The sequence below is a fragment of the Streptomyces sp. MMBL 11-1 genome, assembly GCF_028622875.1.
In the GTDB taxonomy this organism is placed as follows: domain Bacteria; phylum Actinomycetota; class Actinomycetes; order Streptomycetales; family Streptomycetaceae; genus Streptomyces.
This window is the reverse complement of the sequence record NZ_CP117709.1, coordinates 6,933,245-6,957,461: the sequence shown is the minus strand read 5'-3', so window position 1 is coordinate 6,957,461 and position 24,217 is coordinate 6,933,245. Positions and strand designations below refer to the sequence as shown.

The 24,217-nt window shown below is 72.3% G+C and carries 14 protein-coding genes; 3 read left to right on the top strand and 11 right to left on the bottom strand.

Features of this window, described 5'->3' with window-relative positions; genetic code table 11:
• Positions 1 to 19: 19 nt before the first annotated feature.
• On the bottom strand, positions 20 to 1,093 hold the full coding sequence (locus tag PSQ21_RS30725; protein ID WP_274034570.1) for a 2,3-diaminopropionate biosynthesis protein SbnB: 1,074 nt from the start codon (positions 1,091 to 1,093) through the stop codon (positions 20 to 22).
• 320 nt (positions 1,094 to 1,413) lie between these two features.
• Here PSQ21_RS30725 and PSQ21_RS30720 point away from each other — a divergent pair, with 320 nt between their 5' ends.
• Positions 1,414 to 2,682, top strand: coding sequence for an MFS transporter (locus PSQ21_RS30720; protein ID WP_274034569.1), 1,269 nt, complete (start codon positions 1,414 to 1,416; stop codon positions 2,680 to 2,682).
• Between the two features lie 6 nt (positions 2,683 to 2,688).
• Positions 2,689 to 2,979 (top strand): phosphopantetheine-binding protein, encoded by a 291-nt coding sequence (locus PSQ21_RS30715; protein WP_274034568.1) that lies wholly within the window; start codon positions 2,689 to 2,691, stop codon positions 2,977 to 2,979.
• A gap of 110 nt (positions 2,980 to 3,089) precedes the next feature.
• Here PSQ21_RS30715 and PSQ21_RS30710 read toward each other — a convergent pair whose 3' ends face one another.
• The 6 genes from PSQ21_RS30710 to PSQ21_RS30685 all read right to left on the bottom strand — a co-directional run bounded on the left by PSQ21_RS30710 (position 3,090) and on the right by PSQ21_RS30685 (position 8,014).
• Positions 3,090 to 3,971 carry an acyl-CoA dehydrogenase family protein gene (locus tag PSQ21_RS30710; RefSeq protein ID WP_274034567.1) on the bottom strand — a complete coding sequence of 294 codons (882 nt, stop codon included), beginning with the start codon at positions 3,969 to 3,971 and terminating at the stop codon, positions 3,090 to 3,092.
• Positions 3,968 to 5,080 (bottom strand): acyl-CoA dehydrogenase family protein, encoded by a 1,113-nt coding sequence (locus tag PSQ21_RS30705; RefSeq protein ID WP_274034566.1) that lies wholly within the window; start codon positions 5,078 to 5,080, stop codon positions 3,968 to 3,970. The genes PSQ21_RS30710 and PSQ21_RS30705 overlap by 4 nt, the downstream gene beginning before the upstream one ends.
• Positions 5,070 to 5,444, bottom strand: coding sequence for an acyl carrier protein (locus PSQ21_RS30700; protein ID WP_274034565.1), 375 nt, complete (start codon positions 5,442 to 5,444; stop codon positions 5,070 to 5,072). Before PSQ21_RS30700 ends, PSQ21_RS30705 begins: the two co-directional genes overlap by 11 nt.
• Positions 5,445 to 5,520: 76 nt before the next feature.
• Positions 5,521 to 7,095, bottom strand: a complete 1,575-nt coding sequence (locus tag PSQ21_RS30695) for an amino acid adenylation domain-containing protein (protein WP_274034564.1) — start codon at positions 7,093 to 7,095, stop codon at positions 5,521 to 5,523.
• A gap of 4 nt (positions 7,096 to 7,099) precedes the next feature.
• Positions 7,100 to 7,864: a hypothetical protein gene (locus tag PSQ21_RS30690; RefSeq protein WP_274034563.1), complete on the bottom strand. Its 765-nt coding sequence runs from the start codon at positions 7,862 to 7,864 to the stop codon at positions 7,100 to 7,102.
• 3 nt (positions 7,865 to 7,867) lie between these two features.
• Complete coding sequence (locus PSQ21_RS30685; RefSeq protein WP_274034562.1) at positions 7,868 to 8,014, bottom strand: hypothetical protein; 147 nt, start codon at positions 8,012 to 8,014, stop codon at positions 7,868 to 7,870.
• 323 nt (positions 8,015 to 8,337) lie between these two features.
• On the opposite strand from PSQ21_RS30685, the gene PSQ21_RS30680 reads away from it, so the two are divergent.
• Positions 8,338 to 11,895 (top strand): condensation domain-containing protein, encoded by a 3,558-nt coding sequence (locus PSQ21_RS30680; protein ID WP_274034561.1) that lies wholly within the window; start codon positions 8,338 to 8,340, stop codon positions 11,893 to 11,895.
• Positions 11,896 to 11,960: 65 nt separating this feature from the next.
• Here PSQ21_RS30680 and PSQ21_RS30675 read toward each other — a convergent pair whose 3' ends face one another.
• The 4 genes from PSQ21_RS30675 to PSQ21_RS30660 form a co-directional block, all read right to left on the bottom strand.
• Positions 11,961 to 15,734 (bottom strand): amino acid adenylation domain-containing protein, encoded by a 3,774-nt coding sequence (locus PSQ21_RS30675; RefSeq protein ID WP_274034560.1) that lies wholly within the window; start codon positions 15,732 to 15,734, stop codon positions 11,961 to 11,963.
• 94 nt (positions 15,735 to 15,828) lie between these two features.
• Entirely contained in the window at positions 15,829 to 21,513 is a 5,685-nt protein-coding gene (locus PSQ21_RS30670) for a non-ribosomal peptide synthetase (protein ID WP_274034559.1), read from the bottom strand.
• A gap of 258 nt (positions 21,514 to 21,771) precedes the next feature.
• On the bottom strand, positions 21,772 to 23,085 hold the full coding sequence (locus PSQ21_RS30665) for an MFS transporter (protein ID WP_274034558.1): 1,314 nt from the start codon (positions 23,083 to 23,085) through the stop codon (positions 21,772 to 21,774).
• A gap of 190 nt (positions 23,086 to 23,275) precedes the next feature.
• Positions 23,276 to 24,028: a thioesterase II family protein gene (locus PSQ21_RS30660; protein WP_274034557.1), complete on the bottom strand. Its 753-nt coding sequence runs from the start codon at positions 24,026 to 24,028 to the stop codon at positions 23,276 to 23,278.
• Positions 24,029 to 24,217: the final 189 nt, after the last annotated feature.

Here is a 24,217-nt window from a genome sequence, read left to right as displayed (position 1 = left end):
CGATCCGGCGGCCTCGGGGTCATCCTCCGTGGAAGTCGGGGACCCGGGTGCCGATGCCGGCCTTCTCCGCCGTCTCCTGGACATGGGCCGCCACCGCGATGTCGAGCATCGCGAGGCCGAACTGCGAGTAGACGAGCACCTCGTCCCGGTCACGGCGGGGCGCGGAGCGGCCGAGGAGCACATCGCCCAGCGTGCAGCGGATGAAGTCCCGGTTGCCGTGCCGCTGTTCGATCCGGTGCAGCGAGGTGCCGACCCGGCAGATGTGGTCGGGGTCGTCCACGACGTTGTCGCGCCGCTCCAGTTCCCCGGGGGCGATGTCGCGCACCGACATGTGCAGGATCGTGGCGCCGTCGGGACAGCCGGTCAGGCTCGCGATGTGCGGCTCTCGGACGTTCGTGGCGATCGACACCAACGGCGCGGCGCCGAGCACCTCATCGGTCGACCCCGCCGTCCCGACGTCGGACCCGGGCGCGAACGCGCGCACCCGGGTCGCGAAGAGGCGGGCGCGGTCCTCGACGACGTCGAAGAGCAGGACGCGGCACTCTCCGCCGTACTCGGCGAGGAGATTCCGCACGATGGCGAGATTGATCGGGCCGCAGCCGATGACACCGAGCGTGCTGAGCCGCTCCTCGGTGTGGAGCGTCCGCGCCGCGAGGGCCGCACTTGCCCCTGTGCGGGCGAAGTTGACCTCGGAGCCTTCCATCAACGATGTCACACGGCCGTCGGCGAGGGAGTTGACGGCGATGACGGAGGAGGCCCGGTCCTTTCCGGCATCGACGTTGCCGGGAAAGGACGAGATCCACTTCATTCCGGCGCGTTCGTCGGCGCGCAGGTATGCGGGCATGCCGACGATGCGGTCCCGGGGGCGCGAGGGATCGGTGAGGAAGACGGAGAACGGCACGGTCGCCGTTCCGGCCGCGTGCGCCTCATAGGCCGACCGTACCGCCGTCACGATCTCTTGGTGACGGTCGGCCAGACAGGCGGCCACCTGCTCTCGGCCCAGCACCAGAACCCCGTCGCCCATTGCCCGTTCCCCCTCCTCGGTCACACAGGTCCACTGCCGGCCACGCGGGTCCGCGCGGATCGTGTCCAAGGGTGCACCGGAGCAGAGCGGTGTGCGGAGCGTGTGCGGGCAACCTGCCCGCGATCCTCGGTAGTTGCCGCGGAACCGCCCCGGTTCTGCCGCTCTTCCGCCTCCTTCGTGCTGCCGAAAGTGCTCCCGAAAGTGCCGGTGCGTGCGGAGCCCGGGGCCTAGCCTCGACAGCGGGACCTGCGCGATCGGACCGTGCTCGTTCCCGTCCGCACCGCTCACCTCGGCCGGGGCCGCTGGCTCACAGCTCGCGGATCTCCTGATCCTCCACCGCCCACGAGTCGCCCGTCGGCTCCGACCGTGCTCACCGGGATCTCGCCTTCATGACTGTCCTTTTCAAGGGTGACTTCGCCAGACTCTGGCTCGCCTCCGGTATGTCCACCCTCGGAGACGGCGTCACGGTCGCGGCCGGCCCGCTGCTCATGGCGAGCATCAGCGGCGACCCGGCGGTCGTCGCGGGGGCGGTGTTCGCCCAACAGCTGCCGTGGCTGCTCTTCTCCCTCGTCAGCGGTGTGCTGGTGGACCGCGTCGACCGCCGCTTGGTCGTGGGCGCCGTGGGCGTCATGCGTGCGGTGGTGATGGGTGCACTCGCCCTTCTGGTGTGGCAGGGATGGGCGAACGTCCCCACCGTCTACGCGGCGGTCTTCCTGCTCGGCGTCGGCGCCACTCTGTCGGACAACGCGGGCCAGGCGCTGTTGCCGAGCGTGGTCGCCGACGCCGATCTGCCCAGGGCCAACGCCGGGCTCTCGGGCATCCGCATGGTCTGCAACCAGTTCGCGGGACCGCCCCTGGGCGGCTGGCTGTTCGCCGTCGCGGCCGCCGTCCCGTTCGGCATGGACGCGGCCTGTTACGCCCTGGGCGCGCTGCTCGTCCTCAGCCTGCCGCGCCGGGGGCCCGGCGCAGTCGACACGGCACGGGCCGGGCCCGCCCGCCGTGGATCCATCCGCAAGGAGATGGCCGAGGGGCTGCGCTGGCTGTGGAATCACCGGGCGCTGCGCACGCTCGCGGTGACCATGGGGCTCATGAACGTCACGTACGGCGGCACCTACGCGACGTACGTGCTGTTCTCGCGGGAACGTCTCGGCCTCACCGAAGTCGGCTATGGCTTCCTGCTCGCCGCCACGGCCGTGGGCGGCGTGGTGGGCACCCTCGCGGTCTCCCGCCTGGAGGCACGGTTCGGTTCGGCCGCGCTCCTCAGGTTCGGCCTGATCACGGAGACCCTGACGCATCTCGTCCTGGCGGCGACGCGGCTGCCCTGGGTGGCCGCGATCACGCTGGTCGTCTTCGGCGCGCACGCCACGATCTGGGGCATCATCGGCGTCACGCTGCGCCAGCGGGTCACACCGGCCGAGATGCTCGGCCGGGTCAACAGCGTCTGTCTGCTCTTCAGCATGGGCGGCTACGCCATCGGCGCGCTGCTCGGCGGTTTCGTGGCCCGCGCCCTCGGCATCACGGCCCCGTTCTGGGTGGCCTTCGCCGCGATGTGCGTCCTGACGCCCGTCGTGTGGCGGCACATGACACCGACCGCGCTCGCCCCGGAACCGAAACAGCCCGGCACCCCACCCCACCCGACTCCGACCCCAGGGCAGTGAATCGCCATGACCACCGAACTCTCCACCGTCGACGCGGAAGCCGCACTGCGCGAACTCTTCTCCGAGATACTGGAGTTGCCGCCGCAGGACATCGGCACGGACGACGACTTCTTCCATCTCGGCGGGCACTCCCAGCTCGCCATACGCCTGGCCGCCAGGATCCGCACGCGCCTCGGTGTGAAGATCTCCGTCCCGGATGTCTTCGCCGCCCCCACGGTCGCCGAGCTCGCGGTCCGCGCGGCCCAGGCGCCCAAGGCCCCGGCACCGTTGACCCGGCGTGTGAGCCGCGAGCCGTAGGTGTACGAGCCCGGGAGGTCGTGTCCGCGAAGTCTCGTCCGGCCCGCGACGCCCGGCACGGCGACGGCCGGTGCCACGAGGAACTCTCGTGGCACCGGCCGTCGCCGTTGTCAGACGAGGCTTCTCATCCTGCGTGCACCGGCCTCGGCCCACAGGGCACGCGGTGAGCCGCTCACCGCCGGAAGTGCGCAGGCCGTACGGAACATCGCGACGACCTGCGGGGCGCTCGTGCCGGCCGCGCCGAAGACCTGGACGACCGTATGGGCGCAGTCCAGTGCGGCCGACACACACGCCGCCGCTGCCGCCGGAGCCCGATGTCCGGCGCGCTCCGACTCGTCCTCGGCCTGCGCCGCGCGCCACAACCCGGCGCGAGCGAGGGTGAGATCGACGGCGCCCCGCGCGATGCGATGTCCGGTGCCCTGGTGTTCGAGCAGGCGCCGGCCGGCGACCACCCTGCTACCGGCACGGTCCTGTGCCGACGCGAGGCAGCGTCGTGCCACTCCGCACGCGTACGCGGCGACCAGCAGCAGCCCACGGTCGTGGACGGCCCGCGCGGTCGAGGCGTCCAGGGTGATCCCGTCCGGCAGCGCGGCGAACGCGGGCGGACACGGATCGACGAACCGCCACACGTCGTCGGCCTCCCGCAGCAGCAGCGGGTCATCGGCGCGCGGCGCCGCGCCCTGCGCGTCGGCCCAGGTCCGGAACGCCTCGGCGGCGGCCCCGTCCCGCGCCCGTGCCACGTACACGTCGAGAAAGGCGTGCACCGACCGCACCAGCGTGTGGGAGCGAAGGCCGGCCCCCAGCTCCTCCAGGACGAGGCACCATTCGAGGGTGCCGAGCAGCGGTGCGGCGCCGGGTTCCGGCGCCAGCAGCGCGGACAGACCGATGGCGTCGAACACGTCCCAGCCCGAGGCCTGCGGGGGCGCCGCCGCGTCGCCCTTGGCGATGGTCTCGACCAGCCGGCGCTGTACGGGATCCAGTTCGAGGTTCACCGGATGGACCTGCCGATCATGAGTTCGCCCGCGATGAGGTCGAGTTGGAGTTCCTGCGCGCCGCCGGAGACCGTCAGCTCCGGGGCCTCGGCCGCCGCCGCGCGCAGCACGGCACGATGCCGGCCGTCCTCGCCGGCGGCCGGGCGGGACAGCAACTCCTCGGTGGCCCAACGCGTCAGGGCCTGCGCGGCCAGGCCGCTGGAGAGCTTGGCGTAGGCGGTGTCGATCTCGTCGGTCTCCAGGCCGTCGGCGGTGCCGGCCGCGTGGTAGGCGAGCGCGCGGGCGCTCTCGACCAGGAACTCGCACCGTACGAGATCGGCCGCCTGCGCCTCCTGTTCGCCGGCCGGCAGGGCGGCGAGCTCCGCGCCCGCCGCGGCCAGCCAGGACTGGGCCCGGGTGAGGTAGTCGAAACCCCCGCGTTCGAAGCCGATCACGGTGGGCAGCAGCGCCCACCCCTTGTGCTCCTCGCCGACGAGGGCGTCACGTGTGACGCGTACGTCGTTCAGGGTCACCGTGTAGTAAGGCTCACCGGCGGCGCGCGGGGTCGGCGCGATGTCGACGCCCGGGTCGGCCAGGTCGACCAGGAAAAGCGAGATCCCGTCGTAGCGGCTGCTTTCCCTGCGGGTCCGCACCGAGCACAGCGCGACCCGCGACCACGGGGTGAGCAGGCTCCAGGTCTTGCGGCCGCTGATCAGCCAGCCGTCGCCGTCGGGCCGGGCACGGGTGGTGATGCGCGTCAGATCGCTGCCGGCGTCACGCTCGGAGAGCAACAGGCTGGCGAGCAGACGCCCGGAGGCGATCTCGGGAAGCCAGCGCCCGCGCTGCGCGTCGGTGCCGAACACGAGGATGGGGCAGCCGACGCCCTGGACGGTGATCAGGTGGGCCACGTCCGGCAGGCCGCGCAGTCCGATGCGTTCCGACACCGCCGCGTGGTGGGCGAACGACAGATCACGGCCGCCGTACGCGGCGGGGTAGTGCACGGCGATCAGGCGGGCCTCGCCGAGGGCCGCGAACGCCTCGTGGACGTCCGGGTCCGGGCCGAGGGCGTCGAGCACCTCGTCGACCTCGGCGACCAGCGCCGCCTGTCCCGGTTCGAGTTCACGACGCACCGGCGGCGCTCCGGGCGTTCAGGGCGGCGGCCAGCGATCCGGCCGGCGCGGCACCGGCGGCCTCGGACGCGTCGCTGTCGGCGCGCAGCTGCTCGACCTGCTCGACGAAGTCCCGCAGCACCGGGTGGTTGAAGAGGAGCGACACCCGCACCCTGACGCCGGTCTGCCGGGCCAGGTGGCCGACGAGGTGCATCGCGAGGACGCTGTCGCCCCCGGCGGAGAAGAAGTCCTCGTCCAACGCGACGTCGGCGCGCTCCAGGAGTTCGCCCGCGAGGGACAGCACAAGCGCGGACACATCGTCCGCGTCGCTCGTCCCCGTGCCGTCCTGCCGGGCCTGGTTCACTTCATCGGCACGGTCGATCATGGTGCTGGACCTCCGCTTCTCGGTGCTGTGTCCCGGCGGGACGGTGCGCCCCACGCGGGTCTGGTCGGGTGGCGGGTCAGGCGGGCAGCGCCGAGCCCACGGTGGTCGCCTCGGCCCGCAGTCGCAGCCGGTCGACCTTGCCGCCCGGTGCCAGCGGCAGCGCGTCGGTACTGCGCCACAGGACGGGCAGCATGTAGGAGGGCAGTCGGCGCGCCGCGAAGGCCGTCAGCTCCCGCGCTCCCACGGTCGCGTCGGCGGCGAGCACGGTCACGGCGACCAGTCGGACGCCGGTGACGCCGCTGTGCGGGACCACGACGACATCGAGCAGGCCCGGGTGCTCCCGGAGCCGCGCCTCGATCTCGCCGAGTTCGACCCGGTGGCCCCGCACCTTGACCAGGTGATCGGAACGGCCGTGGTACACGATCTCCCCCGCCTCGTCGACATGGCCCAAGTCGCCGGTGCGGTACATGCGTTCACCGGATCCGCCCGGGTCGACACGGGCGGTGAAGCGCTCGGCCGTCAGGGCCGCCCGGGCGAGATAGCCCCGCGCGAGCCCGGGTCCCGACAGCCAGATCTCGCCGGCCTCACCGGGCGCCGCGGGCCGCAGCTCGTCGTCGAGGACCTCGGCGCGCAACCCCGCGACCGCCCTGCCGATCGGGACGTGCGGGCCGGTGTCGGCGTCCGTGCACCGGTGCGTGGTGGCCCACACCGTGCTTTCGGTCGGACCGTACTCGTTGTGCAGCTCCACGCCCGGCAGGTCGGTCACATGCTTGCGTGCCAGCGGGAACGGCAGGGCCTCGCCGCCGGTGATCACACAGCGCAGGCCCGCCGCGGCTTCCGGGTGGAAGCTCAGCAACGCGGCGTACTGCGAGGGGAGCCCGTCCAGGTGGCTGACCCGCTCGCCGACGAGGAGGTCGGCGAGGAGTTGCGGATCGCGGATCGACTCCTCGTCCGGTATCACCACCCGGCCGCCCGCCACGAGGGTGAAGTAGAGCCCCGCGGCGGCGGCGTCGATGGTCAGCGGCGCGAGCACCGCGTACGCCACCGGCTCGGGGTAGACCCCGAAGCGGGCCAGGGTCGATCCCACCACGGAGCGGTGGGATATGACCACACCCTTGGGGCGCCCGGTCGAGCCCGAGGTGAAGATCGCGTACGCCGCTTGGTCCGGGTGGACCTCGGGGGGCGCGGGCGCGGCGGTGTCGAGCCCGGCCGGGGCGTCGACGGGCACGAAACGCGCGCCGGCGGCCCGGGCGATCGCCGCGTCGACACCGGTGACGAGCCGCAGGGTGGCGTCGGACGCGATGAGCCGGACGCGGTCCTCGGGCAGGTCCACGGCGATGGGAACGTACGCGGCCCCGGCGAACAGTGTGCCCAGGAGAGCGACGACGCTGTCGACCGAGCGGTCGACGGCGACTCCGACGAACCCGTCCGGCTCGGCGCCGGCACGCACCAGCTCACGCCCCAGCCCGCGTGCGCGCGCCACGAGTTCGGCGTACGTGACCGACTCCCCCGCGGCCACGACGGCGACCGCGTCCGGGACACGCTCGGCGGTCGCCCCGATCAGGGCGGGCAAGGTGCCCGCGTGCGCGCCGGGCTTGTCGGGGACGGCCTGTTCGAAGGTGGCCTGCGCGGCGACCGGTACACGCTGCATGAACTCACCCTCCATCACGGAAATCGACGGCTGCCGGCTCGCCCGGGGCGTCGCTCGCGGGGCGGTGCCGTTCGACGGTGGCCGCCAGCAGGCCGCGTACCTCCGGCGAGTCGAGAATTCCGGTCCCGCCCTCCACCCGGTGCACCTGTGCGACGCCGCTGTCGACGAGGAGCAGACCGAGCCGCGGATCGGGCCGGGCCGTGATCGCGGTGACCGCACCGCCGGGCGCGGCGGGCGCGGCGGACCTGCTCGCCTGCAGAAAGCGCAGCCAGGCGCGATAGCGGTCGAGCATGTCGTCGACCAGCTCATAGGCCACGTCGTCGCCGCCGTGCGGTGCCGCCATGGCGTCGCGGGCCCGGTACAGCTCCTTGGCCCAGCGCGCCGGATCGGGGTCGGCCGCGGGGTCCACGAGGCCGGTCGGATCGGCGCCGGTCGACTCGCACAGACCGATGAAGTCGCGGCGCATGTCGTCGGCCGTGACGGGATACGGGTCCACGAGCAACGAGGGCGCGCCGGTCAGCTCGGCGACATGCAGCGCGAGAGCGGCCGTGCCGCAGTACGCCAGGACCAGTGCGGGCGCGTTCGGCAGGGCCTCGGCCAGCAGCGAGGCCTGCTCGGCGAGTCCGAGCGGCTGCTCGACATGGTGGACGAGCGGGTCGACACGGGTGAGGTCGACCCCGTCGACCTCACGGGTCAGAAAGCCGAAATCGGCCCGGTCCCCGACGCCTCGGAACTCCAGGGCGAGGATCGTGTACGCGCCGGTCACCACGGGCTACCTCCCGGCCGGAGCCGGCGCGTCGGCCACCGGTGCGGCACCACGCGCGTCCCGCTCCTTGGCGGTGATCAGCGACGCGGTGCGCGTGTCCGCCCCCTCCAGGACGACGAACCCACCGTCCGCGTCATCGAACAGAACGCCCACCGGATCCCCACCACCTTGCCTGTGTCGAGCTGCGACGGCCGCATACGATGCGTCCCGAACGTAGGAGACCTGGCGCTTCGGGATCGGCAGCGGCGGCGGCGGCCGGGCGGCAGTTCGCCCCGCCTCTCCTCGTACGTCACCTCGTGCGTCACCTCGTGCGTCGGCTGTCGCGACGGCTCGTGCGTCACCGCGCCCGCGCCCTGTGCGCGCCGGCCCCCTGTCCCGTTCACGACCTGCGCGAGTGCCTCGGTAGTGCCGCACGGAGTGCCCGTGCCGGGCAGGCGCTGCCTCTAACGTCGCCGGGAGACGCCTGAGGGAGAGCCGTGATTCCAGTTTCATTCGGCCAGCACCGGCTGTGGCTCCTGGACCGCTTCGAGCGGACCGCCTGGACGTACAACGTCGTGGTCCAGGCCGCGATCGAGGGGCCGTTGGACGTCGAGGCGCTGGACGCGGCGGTCCGCGATGTGCTCGCGCGGCACGAGGCGCTGCGCACGAGCTTTCCCGAGGTGGACGGCGCACCGCGGCAGCTGATCGCACCCGCCGACGTCGAGGCGGGCCGGCTCGACGTCGTGGACCTGCCCGGCGGCGAAGTCGCCGCCCTCGACGAGAACGCCCGGTACGTCTTCGACCTGACGCGGGAGGCACCGGTCAGGGCGGTGCTCTTCACCGTGGCCGAAGGCCGGTTCGTCCTGCAGCTGGTGCTCCACCACATCGTGGTCGACGGGTGGTCGGTACGTCCCCTGATGCACGATCTGGCACAGGCGTACGCGGCCCGCAGCACCGGCGCTCGGCCCTCGTGGGAGCCGCTGCCGGTGCAGTTCGCCGACTTCGCCGTGTGGCAGCGCGATGTGCTCGGCTCCGCCGACGACCCGTCGTCGCTGCTCTCCGCGCAACTGGACTTCTGGCGGTCGGCGCTCGCGGGTCTGCCGGCCGAACTGCCGCTGCCCGTCGATCGGGAGCGGCCGTCGGTACCCGGGCACCGGGGCGGCGCCGTGCCCTTCAGCACGGACGCGGTCCTTCATCGCAGGCTGCGCGCGCTCGGCCAGGAGTGCGGCGGCACCCTGTTCATGGTGGTGCACGCGGCTCTGGCAGCGCTGTTGCACCGCTTGGGAGCGGGCGACGACATCGCCGTCGGCACGGTCACCGCGGGGCGTGCGGACGAGTCCCTCAACGACCTGGTCGGATTCTTCGTCAACACCCTCGTGCTGCGCACGGACGTGTCGGGCGATCCCCCCTTCCGTGAACTCATCGCACGTGTGCGGGACTTCGACCTGGACGCGTTCGACCACCAGGACGCCCCGTTCGAGGACGTCGTTCACATCGTGAGGCCGCCGCGTCTGCCCGGTCGCCACCCGCTGTTCCAGACCATTCTCACCATCCAGAGCCACGAGCCCGCCGAGCCGGACTTTCCCGGCCTCTCGGTGACGATGCAGAAGTCGGAGGCCGTAGAACTCCACTCCGCCAAGTTCGATCTGTACTTCGACCTGTCCGAGACCTGGGACGCCGACGGCGAACCGGCCGGCCTCCGGGGGCATCTCGTCCACGCCGCCGACCTGTGGGACGAGCGATCGGCCGCCGCGATCTCGCAGCGGCTCACCCTTCTCCTCGGGGCCCTCGCCGAGGACCCCGACGCGCACCTGTCCGGACCCGATCTCCTGCTCGACTGGGAACGCCCTTTCCTGACCGGGGAGTCGGCCACCGAGCGGCCGCACGACGACGGCATCGGCGACAGCGACATCCTGCTGCTGGACCCGTCCGGGGCCGGCGGGGAGGCGGACCGGCCCTGGTGGTTCGCGCGGTCGCACGACGGCATCGCCGTGGTGGCGGGCGCCGGTGCCGACCCCACGCGCGTCGCGGACCTCGTCAGGGAGCACGACGCCGGCGCGCTGGGGCTGCCCACGCGCACGCTGGCCACGATGCTCGCCCAGCACCCCTCGCTCTTCGACGGCCTGCGCCGTGTCACCGTCGCCGGTGAACTCCCGCCGCCCGGCGTCCTGTCGGCCCTCCTGGAGGATCACCCGCGCCTGCGCGTGCGCTACGTCCCGGACGGCGCGCACGCCCGCGCCCTCCGCGTCCTCGACGCCACCGGCAGGCTCGCCCCGCTCGGTGTCCTCGGCGAGCTGCACACCCTCGTCGACGACGGTTCGCCCCGGCCCACCGGACACAGCGCGCGACGCGGGGCCGACGGCCTGATCGACTTCCCGCCGCGCGCCGGGGACGACGCCGTCACCGGGGCGACGGCCTCGCACGGTGGGCTCCGCAAGCCGCGCACGGCCGCCGAGGAGGTCGTCTGCGGCATCTTCGCCGACGTCCTGGGCGTCGCGTCCGTCGACGTCCACGGCGACTTCTTCGACCTCGGCGGTCAGTCGCTCCTGGCGGTGCGGGTGGTCGGCCGGATCCGGGCGCTGTTCGGGATCGATCTGGAACTCGGCTCCGTTTTCCGGGCGCCCACACCGGCCCGGCTCGGCGCCCTGATCCGGCGGTCGGCCCGGGGCGCCGGGGCCGCACCACGGCGGGTCACGCCGCGCCCCGAGCACGTTCCGCTCTCGCCGGCCCAGCTGCGACTGTGGATGCTCGACCAGATCCAGGGGCCGAGCGCCTCCTACAACGTCCCCGTCACCCTGCGGTTGCGCGGCGACCTGGACGCGACCGCGCTCGGCCACGCGATCGGCGACGTCGTCACCCGGCACGAGGCGTTGCGCACGATCTTCCCCGCCGACGAGGGCGAGCCCTTCCAGTACCTGCTGTCGCCGGGCGAGGCCCACGTCGAGTTGCGGCGTGCCGGGAGCTCCGAGACGGCCCTGTCCGATCTCCTGACGGCCTGCTACTCCCATGTCTTCGATCTGGCCGACGGCCCCCTGATCCGAGCGCACCTCATCGAGATCGGCGCGGGCGACCATGTGCTGCTCCTTGTGATGCACCACATCGTGTTCGACGGTGGTTCCCATGAGCCGTTCCTGCGGGACCTCGGGGCCGCCTATGCCGCCCGGCGCGCCGGGCGCGCCCCCGACCGGCCGGCCAACGAGCCTCTGCAGTACGCGGATTACGCTCTCTGGCAACTCGCCACGCTGGGCGACGCGGCCGACGCGGACTCCTTGGCGGCTCGGCAGCTGCGGCACTGGCGGGACACGCTGGCGGGGCTGCCGCACGAGGTGACGCTCCCGCCGGACCGCCCGAGACGGGGCGCGTACGACTCGTCCGGGGACACCGTCGCGTTCACGGTGCCGCCGGAGCTGCACCGGGGCCTCGCGGACCTGGCGCGGGAGACGGGGACGACCCTGTTCATGGTGTTGCACGCGGGGTTCGCCGCGCTGCTCGCCCGCCTCGGCGCGGGAAGCGACATTCCCGTCGGCACCCCGGTCGCGGGGCGGGTGGAAGAGGCCTTCGACGATCTGGTCGGGTTCCTCACGAACACCGTCGTTCTGCGCACCGACCTGTCGCGGGACGTCCCCTTCCGCGCGTTCCTCCGGCACGTACGCGACGCGGACCTGGCCGCGTTCGGGCATCAGGACGTCCCGTTCGACCTTGTCGTCCACGAGCTCAATCCGCCGCGTGTCGTCTCCCGCAATCCGCTGTTCCAGGTGGGTTTCGCCCTTGAGCACCACGCACCGCTCGCGTTCGCCGCGGACGGCCTCGCCGTCGAGCCGGTGCCCATGCGCGGTGTCACCGCCAAGCTCGATCTGGACGTGACGCTGACCGAGCGGCTCGACGACGACGGTGCGCCCGCCGGCATCACCGGAACCGTGGAGTTCCCCGTCGCCCTCTACGAGCGCACCACGATCGCGCGCGCCGTCGACGACTACAAGGCCGTCCTCAAGGCGGTCCTCGACGATCCGGACGTACGCCTGTCGGCTCTGGGCGTCGTCGACGCGGACGGCTGAAAGCGTCGGCGCTCCCAGGCTGTGCCGGGAGCGCCGACGCTTCGGGGTGCGTACGCCCCCGTGAATCAGGTGGTGTCGCGCGGACGTGGCCGCAGCGCGGGTCGGGTCCGCAGCGCGGGGCGGGCTGCGCGAGCGGCGTCGAGGGCCCCCGCCAACCCCGCCGGTGTGGGGTGGTCGAACAGGGACTTCAGCGGGACCTCGACCCCGAAGTCGTCCTTGACGCGGTTGAGCAGACGGGTGGCGAGCAGTGAATGGCCGCCCAGGGCGAAGAAGTTGTCGTCCTCGGACACCGGGTCGCTCTCCAGGACCTCGGCGAACAGATCGCGCAGCAGGCTCGTGCGCGCTTCGGGGCCGGGCAGGCCCGGACGCCGGCCCGGGACGGCACCGGACAGGCCCTGGCGCCGGCCCTCCGTGGCGGCCGCGCGACTCCTGTCCGCGGACGCGGTGGGCGAGGCGGTGGGTCCCGCGTCCCGCACGCTGCCCGGCTCCTGGGGGCGGTGCTCCCCCTCGCGGGCCTCGATGAGCCGGCCCAGTGCTGCCGGGGTGGGCTGCTCGAAGACCGTCCTGAGCGGTGGTTCGACCCCCAGGGCGGCACCGATGCGCGCGGTCAGTTCGAGCGCGGTCAGCGAACTGCCGCCCAGATCGAAGAAGTCGTCGTCGATGCCGACAGCCGACGCGGAGAGCACCTCGGCGTAGATCCCGCACAGCGCCTTCTCCACGGAAGTGCGCGGGGCACGCCCCGCGGTGTGGCCCCGGTGCGCGGGCAGGGCCTTGCGGTCCAGCTTGCGGTTGGGGTTGAGCGGCATCTCGTCGAGCTGGACGAACGCCCACGGCACCATGTAGTCGGGCAGCGTCCCGGCGACGTGCGCACGCAGCGCGGCGGGGTCCACCGGGCCGGTTTCGGAGACCACATAGGCGACCAGGCGCTTGGTGCCGGGGCGGTCCTCGACAGCGAGCACCGCCGCCTGCGCCACGGTGGGATGGCGGCGCAGCACGTCCTCGATCTCGCCGAGTTCGATGCGGAAGCCGCGGATCTTCACCTGGTGGTCGACCCGGCCGAGGAAGACCAGGTGGCCGTCCTTGCGCCACCGCACCAAGTCGCCGGTGCGGTACATCCGGCTGCCCGGCCGGTCGAAGGGGTTGGCGACGAAGCGGGACGCCGTCGCGCCCGGACGGTTGAGGTAGCCGCGGGAGAGCTGTTCGCCCGCCAGATACAGTTCGCCCACGACACCGGCCGGCACGGGCTTCATCCGGCCGTCGAGCACGTACCCGCGCATGTTGCCGATCGGCCGGCCGAGCAGCGGCTCGTCGGGCCAGTCGGCGGGCGCCGCCGGGAAGGAGTGGGCGATCGCCAGATGGGTCTCGGTGGGCCCGTAGTAGTTGTCGAGTCGGCGCCGGGGCGGCTCGAAGAAGCGCATGAGGCGCGGCGAGAGGGTCAGCGCCTCGCCGCCCTGGGCGATCATCCGCAGCTCGGGAAGCTCGATGCCGGTGCGCTCCGTGACCTCGCAGAGGGCGTCGAGCACCAGGTTGGGCAGGTTCATGTCGTGGACGTCGTGGTCCACGAGCCAGCGCGCGAACAGATCGATGTCGCGCCGCACTTCCTCGGGCGGCACCACGAGGCAGCCGCCGCTGAGGGTGGCGAAGAGGACCTCGAAGGCGGAGGTGTCGAAGCTCAGCGAGGAGAACTGCGCCATCCGGCCCGGGGTGAGGGTGGTCCCGTACCAGGTGAGCAGACTGACGAGGGAGTGGCCCGGCATGACGACGGCCTTGGGGCGGCCGGTGGAGCCGGAGGTGTAGATGACGTAGACGGGGTGTTCGGGGCGCAGCGGCGCGAGGCGGTCGGCATCCGTGATGGCGGTCGCCGGCAGGTGGTCGACGTCCACGGGTTCGGTCAGGGTGAGGACGGGCTTGGCGTCCTCGCGCATGAACGCGATGCGGTCGGCGGGGTAGCTCGGATCGATGGGCAGATAGGCGCCGCCGGCCTTGAGCGTCGCCCACAGGGCCACGATCACGTCGACGGAGCGGGGCATCGCGAGCGCCACCACGGTCTCCGGGCCGACGCCGTGGGCGATCAGGTGCCGAGCCAGGCGGTTGGACCGGGCGTCGAGTTCGGCGTACGTGAGGACGGTGTCGTCCATCTGCACGGCGGGCAGCCCGGGGGCGCGGGCGGCCTGGGCCGCGAGCAGGTCGGGCAGGGTGACGCGGGGGACGTCGAACGTCGCCCTGTCGTTCCACTCGACCAGCAGCCGATGCCGTTCGGCCGGATCGAGTACGTCGATCTCCCCGAGCCTGCGCAGTGGGTCGCCGGCCGCGGCGGTGAGCACCCGGAGCAGCCGTTCGCCCAGGGCCTGCGCGGTGTCCCGGTCGAAGAGGTCCGTGCTGTAGCCGACCTCGACGTCGAGGCCGTCGGGGGTGCCGTCCGCGGTGTGCCGCGCCTCGAAGTGGACGGTGAGGTCGTGCCGGACCGGTGCGCGCCACCGGTCGAGCCGCTGTGCCACGAGGCCGGCCAGACGGATCGCCGGTGCGCCCGGCCCGGTGGTGACGAGGACCTGGAAGAGGGGGTGCCGGGATTGCGAGCGGGGCGGATTGACCGCGTGCACCAGCTGCTCGAACGCGATGTCCTGGTCGGCGTAGGCGTCGAGGTCCGCCTCGCGGACCCGGGAGACCAGGTCGGCGAAGCCGGGGTCGCCGGAGACGTCGGTGCGCAGGACGAGCAGGTTCTCGAACCGGCCGACGACCTCGTCGTGGGCGGCGTCGACGCGGCCCGTGACGCGGGTGCCGAGGGGGATGTCGTCGCCGGCGCCGAGCTTGCCGAGCACGGTCGCCACCGCGGCCTGGACCACCATGAAAAGGGTGGCGTGCCGCTCCCGGGCCAACTCGGCCAGCTGTCCGTGGGCTTCGGCGCCGAGGTGGAACCGTGTCTCCCCGCCGCGGTGCGACAGGGCGGCCGGCCGGGGCCGGTCGTAGGGCAGGGCCAGTTCGTCCGGCATGCCGGTGAGGGCCTTGACGCGCTCCGTGAGCCGGGACGCGCCGAGCGGGTCCGTACGCGCCCGGTTCCGCTGGCGGAACGCGAAGTCCACGTACCGCGCGTTCGGTTGTCGCCCATCGGGGGCGGCGCCGGCGAGACGGGCCGAGTAGGCCGTGTGGAGGTCCCCGGCCAGGATTCCGAGGGATGTCTCGTCCACGGCGATGCGGTGCGCGAGGCACAGCAGGACGTGCTCCTCAGGGCCCGTCCGCAGGAGCCAGGTCCGCAGCGGGATCTCGGTGGTGAGGTCGAAGGTGTACGCGGCGAGGCCGGCGAGGCGCGCGTCGAGTGCCTCCTGCGCGACCCGCTCGAAGTGGAACCCGGCGCGCGCCTCGACCACCTGCTGCGTCGGTACGCCGTCGACGGCGCGGTGCACGGTCCTCAGCGCCGCGTGCCGGGCGACCACGTCGTCCAGGGCGGCGCGCAGCGCGTCCCGGTCGAGGGTGCCCTCGAGCCGCAGTGCGAGCGGCACGGTGAGGTCGGCGCCGGGCCCCTCGAACCGCTCGCGGAACCACACGCCGTGTTGGGCGAAGCTCAGCGGGGCGCTGTCCCGGTGCGCTTCGGGCGGCGGGTCCTGGGGCCGCGCGGTTCGCGCCCCGGCGATCAGGGAGGCCAGGGCGGCCGGCGTCCCGGCGTCGAAGACGTCCCGTACCGTCAGCTCCACGTCGAGCCGGGCGCGTATCCGCTTGCTCAGCCGGAGTGCGGTCAGCGAGTCGCCGCCCAGGGCGAGGAACGAGTCCTGCGCCTCCACGCGAGCCACGCCCAGGACGTCCGCGAACACCTCGCGGAGCCCCTGCTGGATTTCGTTGTCCACGCTCACCATCACTACTCGTCTCGTCGACGTTCTGCCGTCGTCAGGGCACGGGCATCGTTCCGTACGGTCCAAGCTGAGTCCGCGCGTCGGTCGCTCATGCGGTGGCTGTCTCCTGGTCGGGTTCGACCGGCAAAGCGTCGGCCGTGGTCACGCTCGACCCGGACAGGGCCCGCCTGATGACGGCGCCGATCTCGACAGCGGTCCCGGGGTCGCTCATCTCCTGGTGTCCGCAGTCCAGTTGGTGGTCGATGACCCGGCCCTCCACGTACGTCTCCCACACCTGCGGAGGAGGGGGCTCCCCGTGGATGTCGGACATCGCGCGCAGGAGCAGCAGGTCTCCCGTATAGAGGCGGGGGGTGAACGCGTGGGCGAGAGCGACATGGTGGGTGGTCGACACCAGTGCCGTACGGATCGTCCGGTCGTCGAACGAGCCGAGGATGAGGTCCTTGTCGCGCAGGAACCGCACGGCCTGGGCGATGTCGTGGATCTCGTGCTCGTCGGTGAGGGTGGTCGGATCGTGGAGCAGCGACGCGACGGCCTTGCGCAGGTCCGGGGCCACCGGGCCGGCCGTCGGGTCGGCCGGGTAGGCGTCGAGGACGCCGAGCAGCGACACGTCCTCGCCGTCCTGCTGCAGTCGGGTCGCCATCGCGTGGGCGACCAGCCCGCCGAAGGACCAGCCGAGCAGATGGTAGGGGCCGTGCGGCTGCACTTCGCGGACCGATTCCAGGTAGGCCTCGGCCATCTCCTCGACCGTGACCGGCCGCGTCGTCCCTCCCCCGGCCTGGAGTCCGTACACCGGACGATCCGCCGGAACATGCGGCAGGAAGTGGCTGTAGCACCAGCTCAGGCCCATCGCGGGATGGACGAAGAACAGCGGGGGGCGATCGCCGGACGTCCGCAGGGGCAACAGCGTGGTGTTCCCGGACTGTTCACCCATGCGCGTCTGCTCGATGAGCCCCGCCACGGTCGGCGCGCGGAAGAGGTCACGGATGGCGACGTCGACACCGAGCGTGGACCGCAGTTCTTCGACGAGTTCGGCGGCGAGCAGCGAATAGCCGCCGAGGTTGAAGAAGTTCTCCTCGGGGCCCACGGACGGCACCCCGAGGACCTTCGCGAAGATCTCCGCGACCGCCTGCGTGTACGCGTTGGGCGCCGCGGTGGTCCGCGGGTGCGGGCCGGGTCCGCCGTCGGCCGGGGCCGCCGGTGGCCGGGGGGCCCTGGTGGTGACGGACGCCTTCCCCGAAGGGGAGGCCTGCCCGCTGATCGGGCGCGAGGGGTCGGCCTCGAACTCGGCCACGAGCGAGGTGAACTCCTCGACCATGGCTTCGGCGGTGGTGTGGTCGAACAGAGCCGTGTCGTACTGCAGCTCTCCGGTGATGCCGCCGGGCCTCCCGGTGGCCGTCCGGTGCTGCGTCAGGTTCAGGGTGAGGTCGAACTTGGGGGCCGTGGTCTCCAGGGCGGTCACCTCCGTGCGGAGCCCCGCCAGTCGGGTTTCGAGGGCCGCCTGCTTGGTGCCGACGCTGAACATCACCTGGAAGAGCGGGTTGGGGGCGGCCGTGCGCGGCGGGTTCACCGCCCGCACGACCTGCTCGAAGGGCACTTCCTGGTGGACGGTGGCGTCGAGGTCGGTCTCCCGCACGCGCTCAAGGAGCTCTTGGAACGTCGGCTCGCCGCCCGCATCGACGCGCAGGACAAGGGTGTTGACGAACATGCCGATGAGGTGGCGCAGGGCGTCGTCGTCGCGGCCGGAGGCGTTGATGCCGATCGGGATGTCGGTGCCGGCGCCATTGCGGTGAAGGAGGCCGACGAAGGCGGCGTGCAGCACCATGAACAGGGTGGCGCGATGGTTCTGCGCCAGTTCGATCAGCCTGGCGTGGAGGTCGGCGTCGATGGCGATGCCCACGTGGGCGCCGTGCTGCCCCGCCGTGTCCGGCCGCGGCCGGTCGGTGTTGACCGGCAGCTGACGCGGCAGGTCGCGCAGGGTCCGCACCCAGTAGTCCAGGTGGCGGTCCCGCACGTCCGGCGCGAACAGGGCCCGCTGCCACAGCGCGTAGTCGGCGTACTGGACGGGCAGTGGACGCCACTCCGGGGCCTTCCCGCCGGCACGGGCGGCGAAGGCCGTGGCGAGGTCGGAGAAGAGCGGATCGACCGACCAGCCGTCCGCGGCGATGTGGTGAAAGACCAGCAGGAGCACATGCTCCTCGGGTCCCGTGCGCAGCAGCAGGGCGCGCAGCGGCAGTTCGGCGGACAGGTCGAAGGGCCGGTTCCCCTCCGCCCGGAGCAGCGCGTCGAGCCCGTCGGGGTCGCACTCCCGCTGCTGCCAGAAGTCCGGTGCCCGGGTGGGGTCGTCGAGAAGGACCTGGTGGGGTTCGCCGTCGATGGTCCGGTACACCGTACGCAGGATCTCGTGCCGGTCGATGACGTCCCGCAGGGCCAGCCGCAGGGTCTCGGGGTCCAGTCCACCGGTGAGCCGCAGGGCGTAGGGGTTGTTGTAGGCGCTGGTGAGGCCGTTGAAGCGCTGCAGGAACCCGAGGCCCTGCTGCTGGAACGCGAGCGGAACGCGTGGTGGCCGCTCCATCGGAACGAGCGCCGGGCGGTCCGCGATGGCCTCCCGGGCCACCCGGGCCAGGTCGGCGGGGGTCGGATGCTCGAACACCTCACGCACGTGCAGCTCGACCCCCAGGACCGCCCGCGCGCGGTTGACCAGCTGGGTGGCGAGCAGTGAGTGACCTCCGAGCTCGAAGAAGCCGTCCTCGGGGTTGACCAGGGGCAGGCCGAGCACTTCGGCGAACAGCTCGCAGAGGATCTGCTCGCGGGTCGTGATCGGGGAGCGGTCGCCGGCCCGGCCCGCGGCACCCGGCGCGGGAAGCGCCCCGCGGTCGAGCTTGCCGTTCACCGTGAGCGGCAGGTCGTCGACCGGCACGATCGTCGGCACCATGTAGTGGGGAAGCCTGCGCTGCAGCCGGCCTCGGACATCGCTGGGTGACACCCCGGCCTCGCCGGCCACGACGTAGGCGACGAGGCGCCTGTCACCCGGCGTGTCCTCGCGCACGATCACAGCACTGCGCACGATGTCGGGGTGTTCGGCGAGCGCGGCCTGGATCTCGCCCGGTTCGATGCGGAATCCGCGGATCTTGACCTGGTGATCGGCGCGGCCCACGTACTCCAGCTGCCCCTGCGGGGTCCAGCGGGCCAGGTCGCCGCTGCGGTACATGCGCTCGCCGTTGCTCTCGAACGGGCAGGCCACGAACCGCTCGGCGGTCAGATGCGGCCGGTTCAGATAGCCGCGCGCCAACTGCGGTCCCGCCACGTACAGTTCACCCACCACACCGACCGGTACCGGCTGGAGCCGGCCGTCCAGGACGAAGGTGCGCAGGCCCGCGACCGGCAGCCCCACCAGGCTGCGCCCCGGCGACCGGGCCGCCGTGCGCGCGTCGAGGGCCAGATACGTGGTGTGGATGGTCGTCTCGGTGATGCCGTACATGTTGACCAGCCTCACGCCGTCGTCCGGGTGCCGGTCGTACCAGGGGGCGAGCTGCGCGAGGTCGAGCGCCTCACCACCGAAGACCACGGTGCGCAGCGCGAGTTGGGGTGTGCTCCTGGCCTCCTCCGCGATGAGCGGGTAGAAGGCCGACGGGGTCTGGCACGCGACCGTGACCTTCTCCTCGGCGAGGAGGGCCAGGTAGTCCCGCGGTGAGCGCGACACCTCGTAAGGGACGGTGACCAGGGAGCCGCCGTACGCGAAGGCGCCCCACATCTCCCACACCGCCATGTCGAAGGCGTACGAGTGGAACCACGACCACACGTCGTCGCCGTCGAAGGCGAACCGCTCACGCGTGGCGTCCAGGAGCGCGACCACGCCCGCGTGCGGGACGGCGACGCCCTTGGGGCGGCCGGTGGAGCCGGAGGTGTAGATCACGTAGGCGGGGTGCCGGGGGTCGAGCGGTGCGATCCGGTCGGCGTCGGTGAGGTCGGCGGGGTCCTGGGCGGCGAGATCGGATTCGACGCCTTCGTCACCGAGCCGGATCGGCGCCGCCGTCGTCGGCGGCAGCAGGTCCGCCGCGGACTCGGACGTGACGACCAGTGCGGGCCGCGCGTCCTCGAAGACGACCGAGACGCGCTCCGCCGGATAGGCCGGGTCCACCGGCAGGTAGGCCGCGCCCGTCTTGAGGACGGCCAGGAGGGCGACGGCCAGGTCGGCGGAGCGGTGCAGCAGCACCGCGACGCGCTCCTCGGGGCCCGCCCCACGCGCCCGGAGCAGCCGCGCGAGGCGGTTGGCGCGCGCGTTCAGCTCGCGGTAGGTGAGGCGCTCGGCTCCGTCCACGACGGCCACGGCGTCGGGCCTGTCCGCCGTCTGGAACTCGAACAGCTCGGTGAGCGTGGCGGCGGGACGGGCCCCGAGGGTGCCGCTCCACTCGGTGAGCACGTGCCGGCGCTCTCGCGCGTCCAGCAGGTCGATGTCCAGGACCGGCCGGTCGAGGTCGGCTGCCGCCGCCTCCAGGACCCGGGCCAGACGCTCGGCGGCGGCGCGTACCGTCGCCTCCTCGTAGAGGTCGGTGGCGCCTTCGACCTCGACCATCAGGCGGTCCGGGACGCCGTGCGCGGTGCGCTCCGGGGTGAAGCCGACGGAGAGGTCGAACTTGGCGGTGCCGAGGTCGACCGGGCGGATACGGGCGCTCAGCCCGGCGGCCATCTCCACCGCCCCGGCGTCGGAGTCCTTCACGGTCATGAGGACCTGGAAGAGCGGGTTGCGCTGGTGGGATCGCTCGGGGTTGAGGTCCTCGACGACCCAGTCGAACGGCACGTCCTGGTGCGACCAGGCGGCGATGTCGGTGTCGCGGACCCGCTGGAGCAGCTCACGGAAGGACGGGTTGCCCGCGGTGCTCGTCCGCAGCACGACGCTGTTGACGAAGAAGCCGACCAGGTCCTCCAGGTCCTCGTCGTCCCGGCCCTCGACGGGCACACCGATCGGGATGTCGTCGCCCGCGCCGGTCCGGGACAGCAGGACGGCGGTCGCTGCCTGGAGCACCATGAACAGCGTGGTGCCGGTCTCCTTGGCGATCTCCAGGAGCCGGGCGTGGATCCGCGGGGAGCAGCCGACGGTATGGGTCCGGCTCCGGTGCGACGCGACGGCGGGACGCGGACGGTCCGGCCGGATCAGGGCTTCCTCGGGCAGACCGGCGAGCGCCTGACGCCAGTACGACAGTTGCCGGGCGGCCTCGCTCTCCGGGTCCGACGGGTCGCCGAGGTCCTCGCGCTGCCACTCGGCATATGCGCCGTACGTCGTGGCGAGCGTCTCCCAGTCCGGCGCGTTCCCCTCGGTGCGCGCACGGTAGGCCTCGCCGAGGTCCTTGACGAGCGGCCGCACCGAAGCGCCGTCGGTGGCTATGTGGTGCATCACCAGGAGGAGTACGTGCCCGCGCTCGCCGGTGGCCAGCAGGTGGGCGCGCAGCGGGCGGTCCTTCCCGAGGTCGAAGGGGATCCGGCTCAGCCTGACCAGGGCCGCGTCGAGCTCCTCCTCGGCGACGTCGGCCACGGAGAGTGCGACGCCGTCGTCCTCGTGTTCAAGGACGCGCGGGCGGGGGTTGCCGTCGACGTCCTCGAAGACCGTGCGCAGTGTGTCATGGCGGCCGACCACATCACCCAGGGCGAGCCGGAGGGCTTCGGGGTCCAGATCCCCTTCGAGGTACAGGGCGAGCGGCACGTTGTACGTCGGGGACGGCCCTTCCTGCCGGCTCAGAAACCACAGACCCTGCTGTCTGACGGTGGGTGAGAACAACCTGGGGCTCCAATTCCTTGCCCGAGCCTGTGGCGTCATCGCCCGCTATCGCTCGGTTCCTTTCAAGAGGTCAGGTTTGTCTCACGCTAGTGCGCTCGACCGGCGGCCTGCGGCACCTTGAGCGGCAGAACGCCGGTGGCTGTCCCCAGCCACGGAACGGCGCCTCGGCAGGGGGCGGGAGCGTCGGGGCCGTGGGTGTCGTACAGGAAGGCGCGGGCACCGATGTGCGGGGAGCAGATCACACAGCGTCCGGCCTGGTCACCGGGCGACCGGCCGGCTGTCGGCTTCCGTCTGTCCGGGAGGCGCGGTGGGCAGGTTTCGATGCCGGCGGATGGGACTGAACAGCAGCATCAAGGTGGTCAGTACGAACGCGCTCGTCATCACCCAGACCGTGGCGCGCAATCCGAACGCACTGCTCAGGGCGCCCCCGAGCAGTGCGCCGACCGGTATGGCCCCGTAGTTGAGGAACTGCATGCTGACCATCACACGGCCCAATATCGGCCGGGGGCAGTACTCCTGCACGAAGCTGCGCTTCACCACGGACACGATCATGACGCCGAGCGAGATGATGAGTCCGCCCACCACCACGAGCGTCAGTCCCGCGCCCGGTCCTGCCAACGGGATGAGCAACGCGAAGGGGACCGTCACCTGACCGAGCAGCACGCCGCGCGCGCTGCCGAAACGGCGGGTGACCCACGGGACGATCGTCGCCCCGATCACTCCCCCCACGCTGGTTCCGGCCATCGCGAGGCCGGCCGCACCGGCGCTGACGTCCAGTTCCCTGACCATGAACACCACCAGGACGGCCGTGAAGCCCTGCAGCGCCAGATTCGCCGCCGCCCCGTTCAGCGTGAAGATACGCAGATAGGGATCGCCGAACACGAAGCGCAGGCCCTCCCTGATGTCCCGCAGGAGACTCCCGTTCTTGCGGGCGGGCGGCCGTTCGCTCCCGGCGTCGTCCCGGATGGACGCCAGACAGGCCGACGACACGAGGAAGGACAGCGCGTCCGCGGCCACGCCCCACACCGCGCCGACGGCTTGGGCGAGCAGACCGCCGATCCCTGGCCCGGCGATATGTGCCGCGGCGGCGCTGCCCTGCAGTTTGGCGTTGCCCTCGACCAGTTCTTCCGAGGGCACCAGGGAGGGTACATAGACCTGGAACGCGGTCTCGAAGAAGACCGCCGCGGTGCCGGCGACGAGCGCCGCGATCATCATCTGCCAGATGGTCAGCACACCCGTCCAGGCGGCGACCGGCACACTCCCGAGGCTGACCAGGGAGACCGCGTTGCAGACCAGCATGACGCGGCGGCTGGGCAGTCGGTCGACCCACGCACCGGCCGGCAGGCCCACCACGAGCCACGGCAGCCAGGTCAACGCGGCGAGCGCGCTCACCTGGAAGGTGCTGGCGTCCAGCGTCGTCATCGCCACCAACGGCATCACGACGATCGACATACTGCTGCCGACCTTGCTCGTGGTCTCGCCGATCCACAGCAACCGGAAGTCGCGGTGTCGCAGCACCCCCTTGCGGCGCTTGCGCTCTCCGACACCGGCACCGGCACCCGGGTCGGTCATGCTGTCTCCTGTCACCTGGCGCGCCTTTCAGAGGGCTTCCTGCGTCGTGCGGCGCTACCGTACTCGAGTCCGACCGCGTCGACGGGCAGCTGGGGAGGCAGGCCGGAGGCAGCCCGCGCACGACGGCCTGCGCTCCCGGGCGGGAACGGGTGGACGGAGAGAGGCAGTTACCGGCGTTGCCGCCGTGGCATCAGGCCGCGGACGCGATGTGTTCGGTGATCTCCTGCCGGACCGCCTTGGCATGGTCGTCGAGGTAGAAGTGCCCACCCGGGAAGACCCGCATCCGGAAGTCGCCCGAGGTGTGCCGGCTCCAGCCCTTCACGTCGTCGGCGGCCACCACGGGATCGTCGTCGCCGGTCAGGGCGATGATCGGGCAGTGCAGCCGCGCGGACGACGGGCTCAGGTGGAGCTCGGAGGCGCGGTAGTCACTGCGGATGGTCGGCAGCACGAGGGGCAACAGCGAAGCGTCGGCGAGTAGTTCGGCGTTGGATGTGTTCAGCCGTACCAGCTCCTTCACCAACTCCTCGTCGCTGGCCAGGTGGTGGCGCTGGTCACCGGCGATCGAGGGAGCGCGCCGCGCGGACGCGAACAGTCCGAGCGGCCTGATCCCTCGCTCTTCGAGCCGGAGCGCGATCTCGAAGCCCACGCCGGCACCCATGCTGTGGCCGAAGAGCACGAGCGGGCGGTCGGTCCACGGGATCAGCTCGTCGGTGATCCGGTCGGCGAGGGTCGCCATGTCCTCGATGCAGGCTTCGTTGTACCGGTCCTGCCGGCCCGGGTACTGGACCGCCAGCACCTCCGTCATGGGCGACAGCGCCTTCGAGAGGGGGAAGTAGTACGGCGCGGCCCCACCGGCGTACGGCAGGCAGACGACGCGGGCAGTGGCCTGGGGGGAGGGATGGAACCGCCGGATCCAGGCGTCGGCCCTCGATGCTCCTGCCACGGTCCGTTCCCCTTCGTCCGCCCGAAATCTTCGTCCGCCCGGAATCATCGTCCGCGCCAAAATCACGCGTCCACCCCGGCGTCTTCGCCCGCCGCCGGCCGATGCCCGCCCTCACCGTAACTCCCCGGTCCTGACCGAGCGGCAGCCTCGGGCGGCATCATGGCGGCATCTTGGGTGCTCCAGGACGCC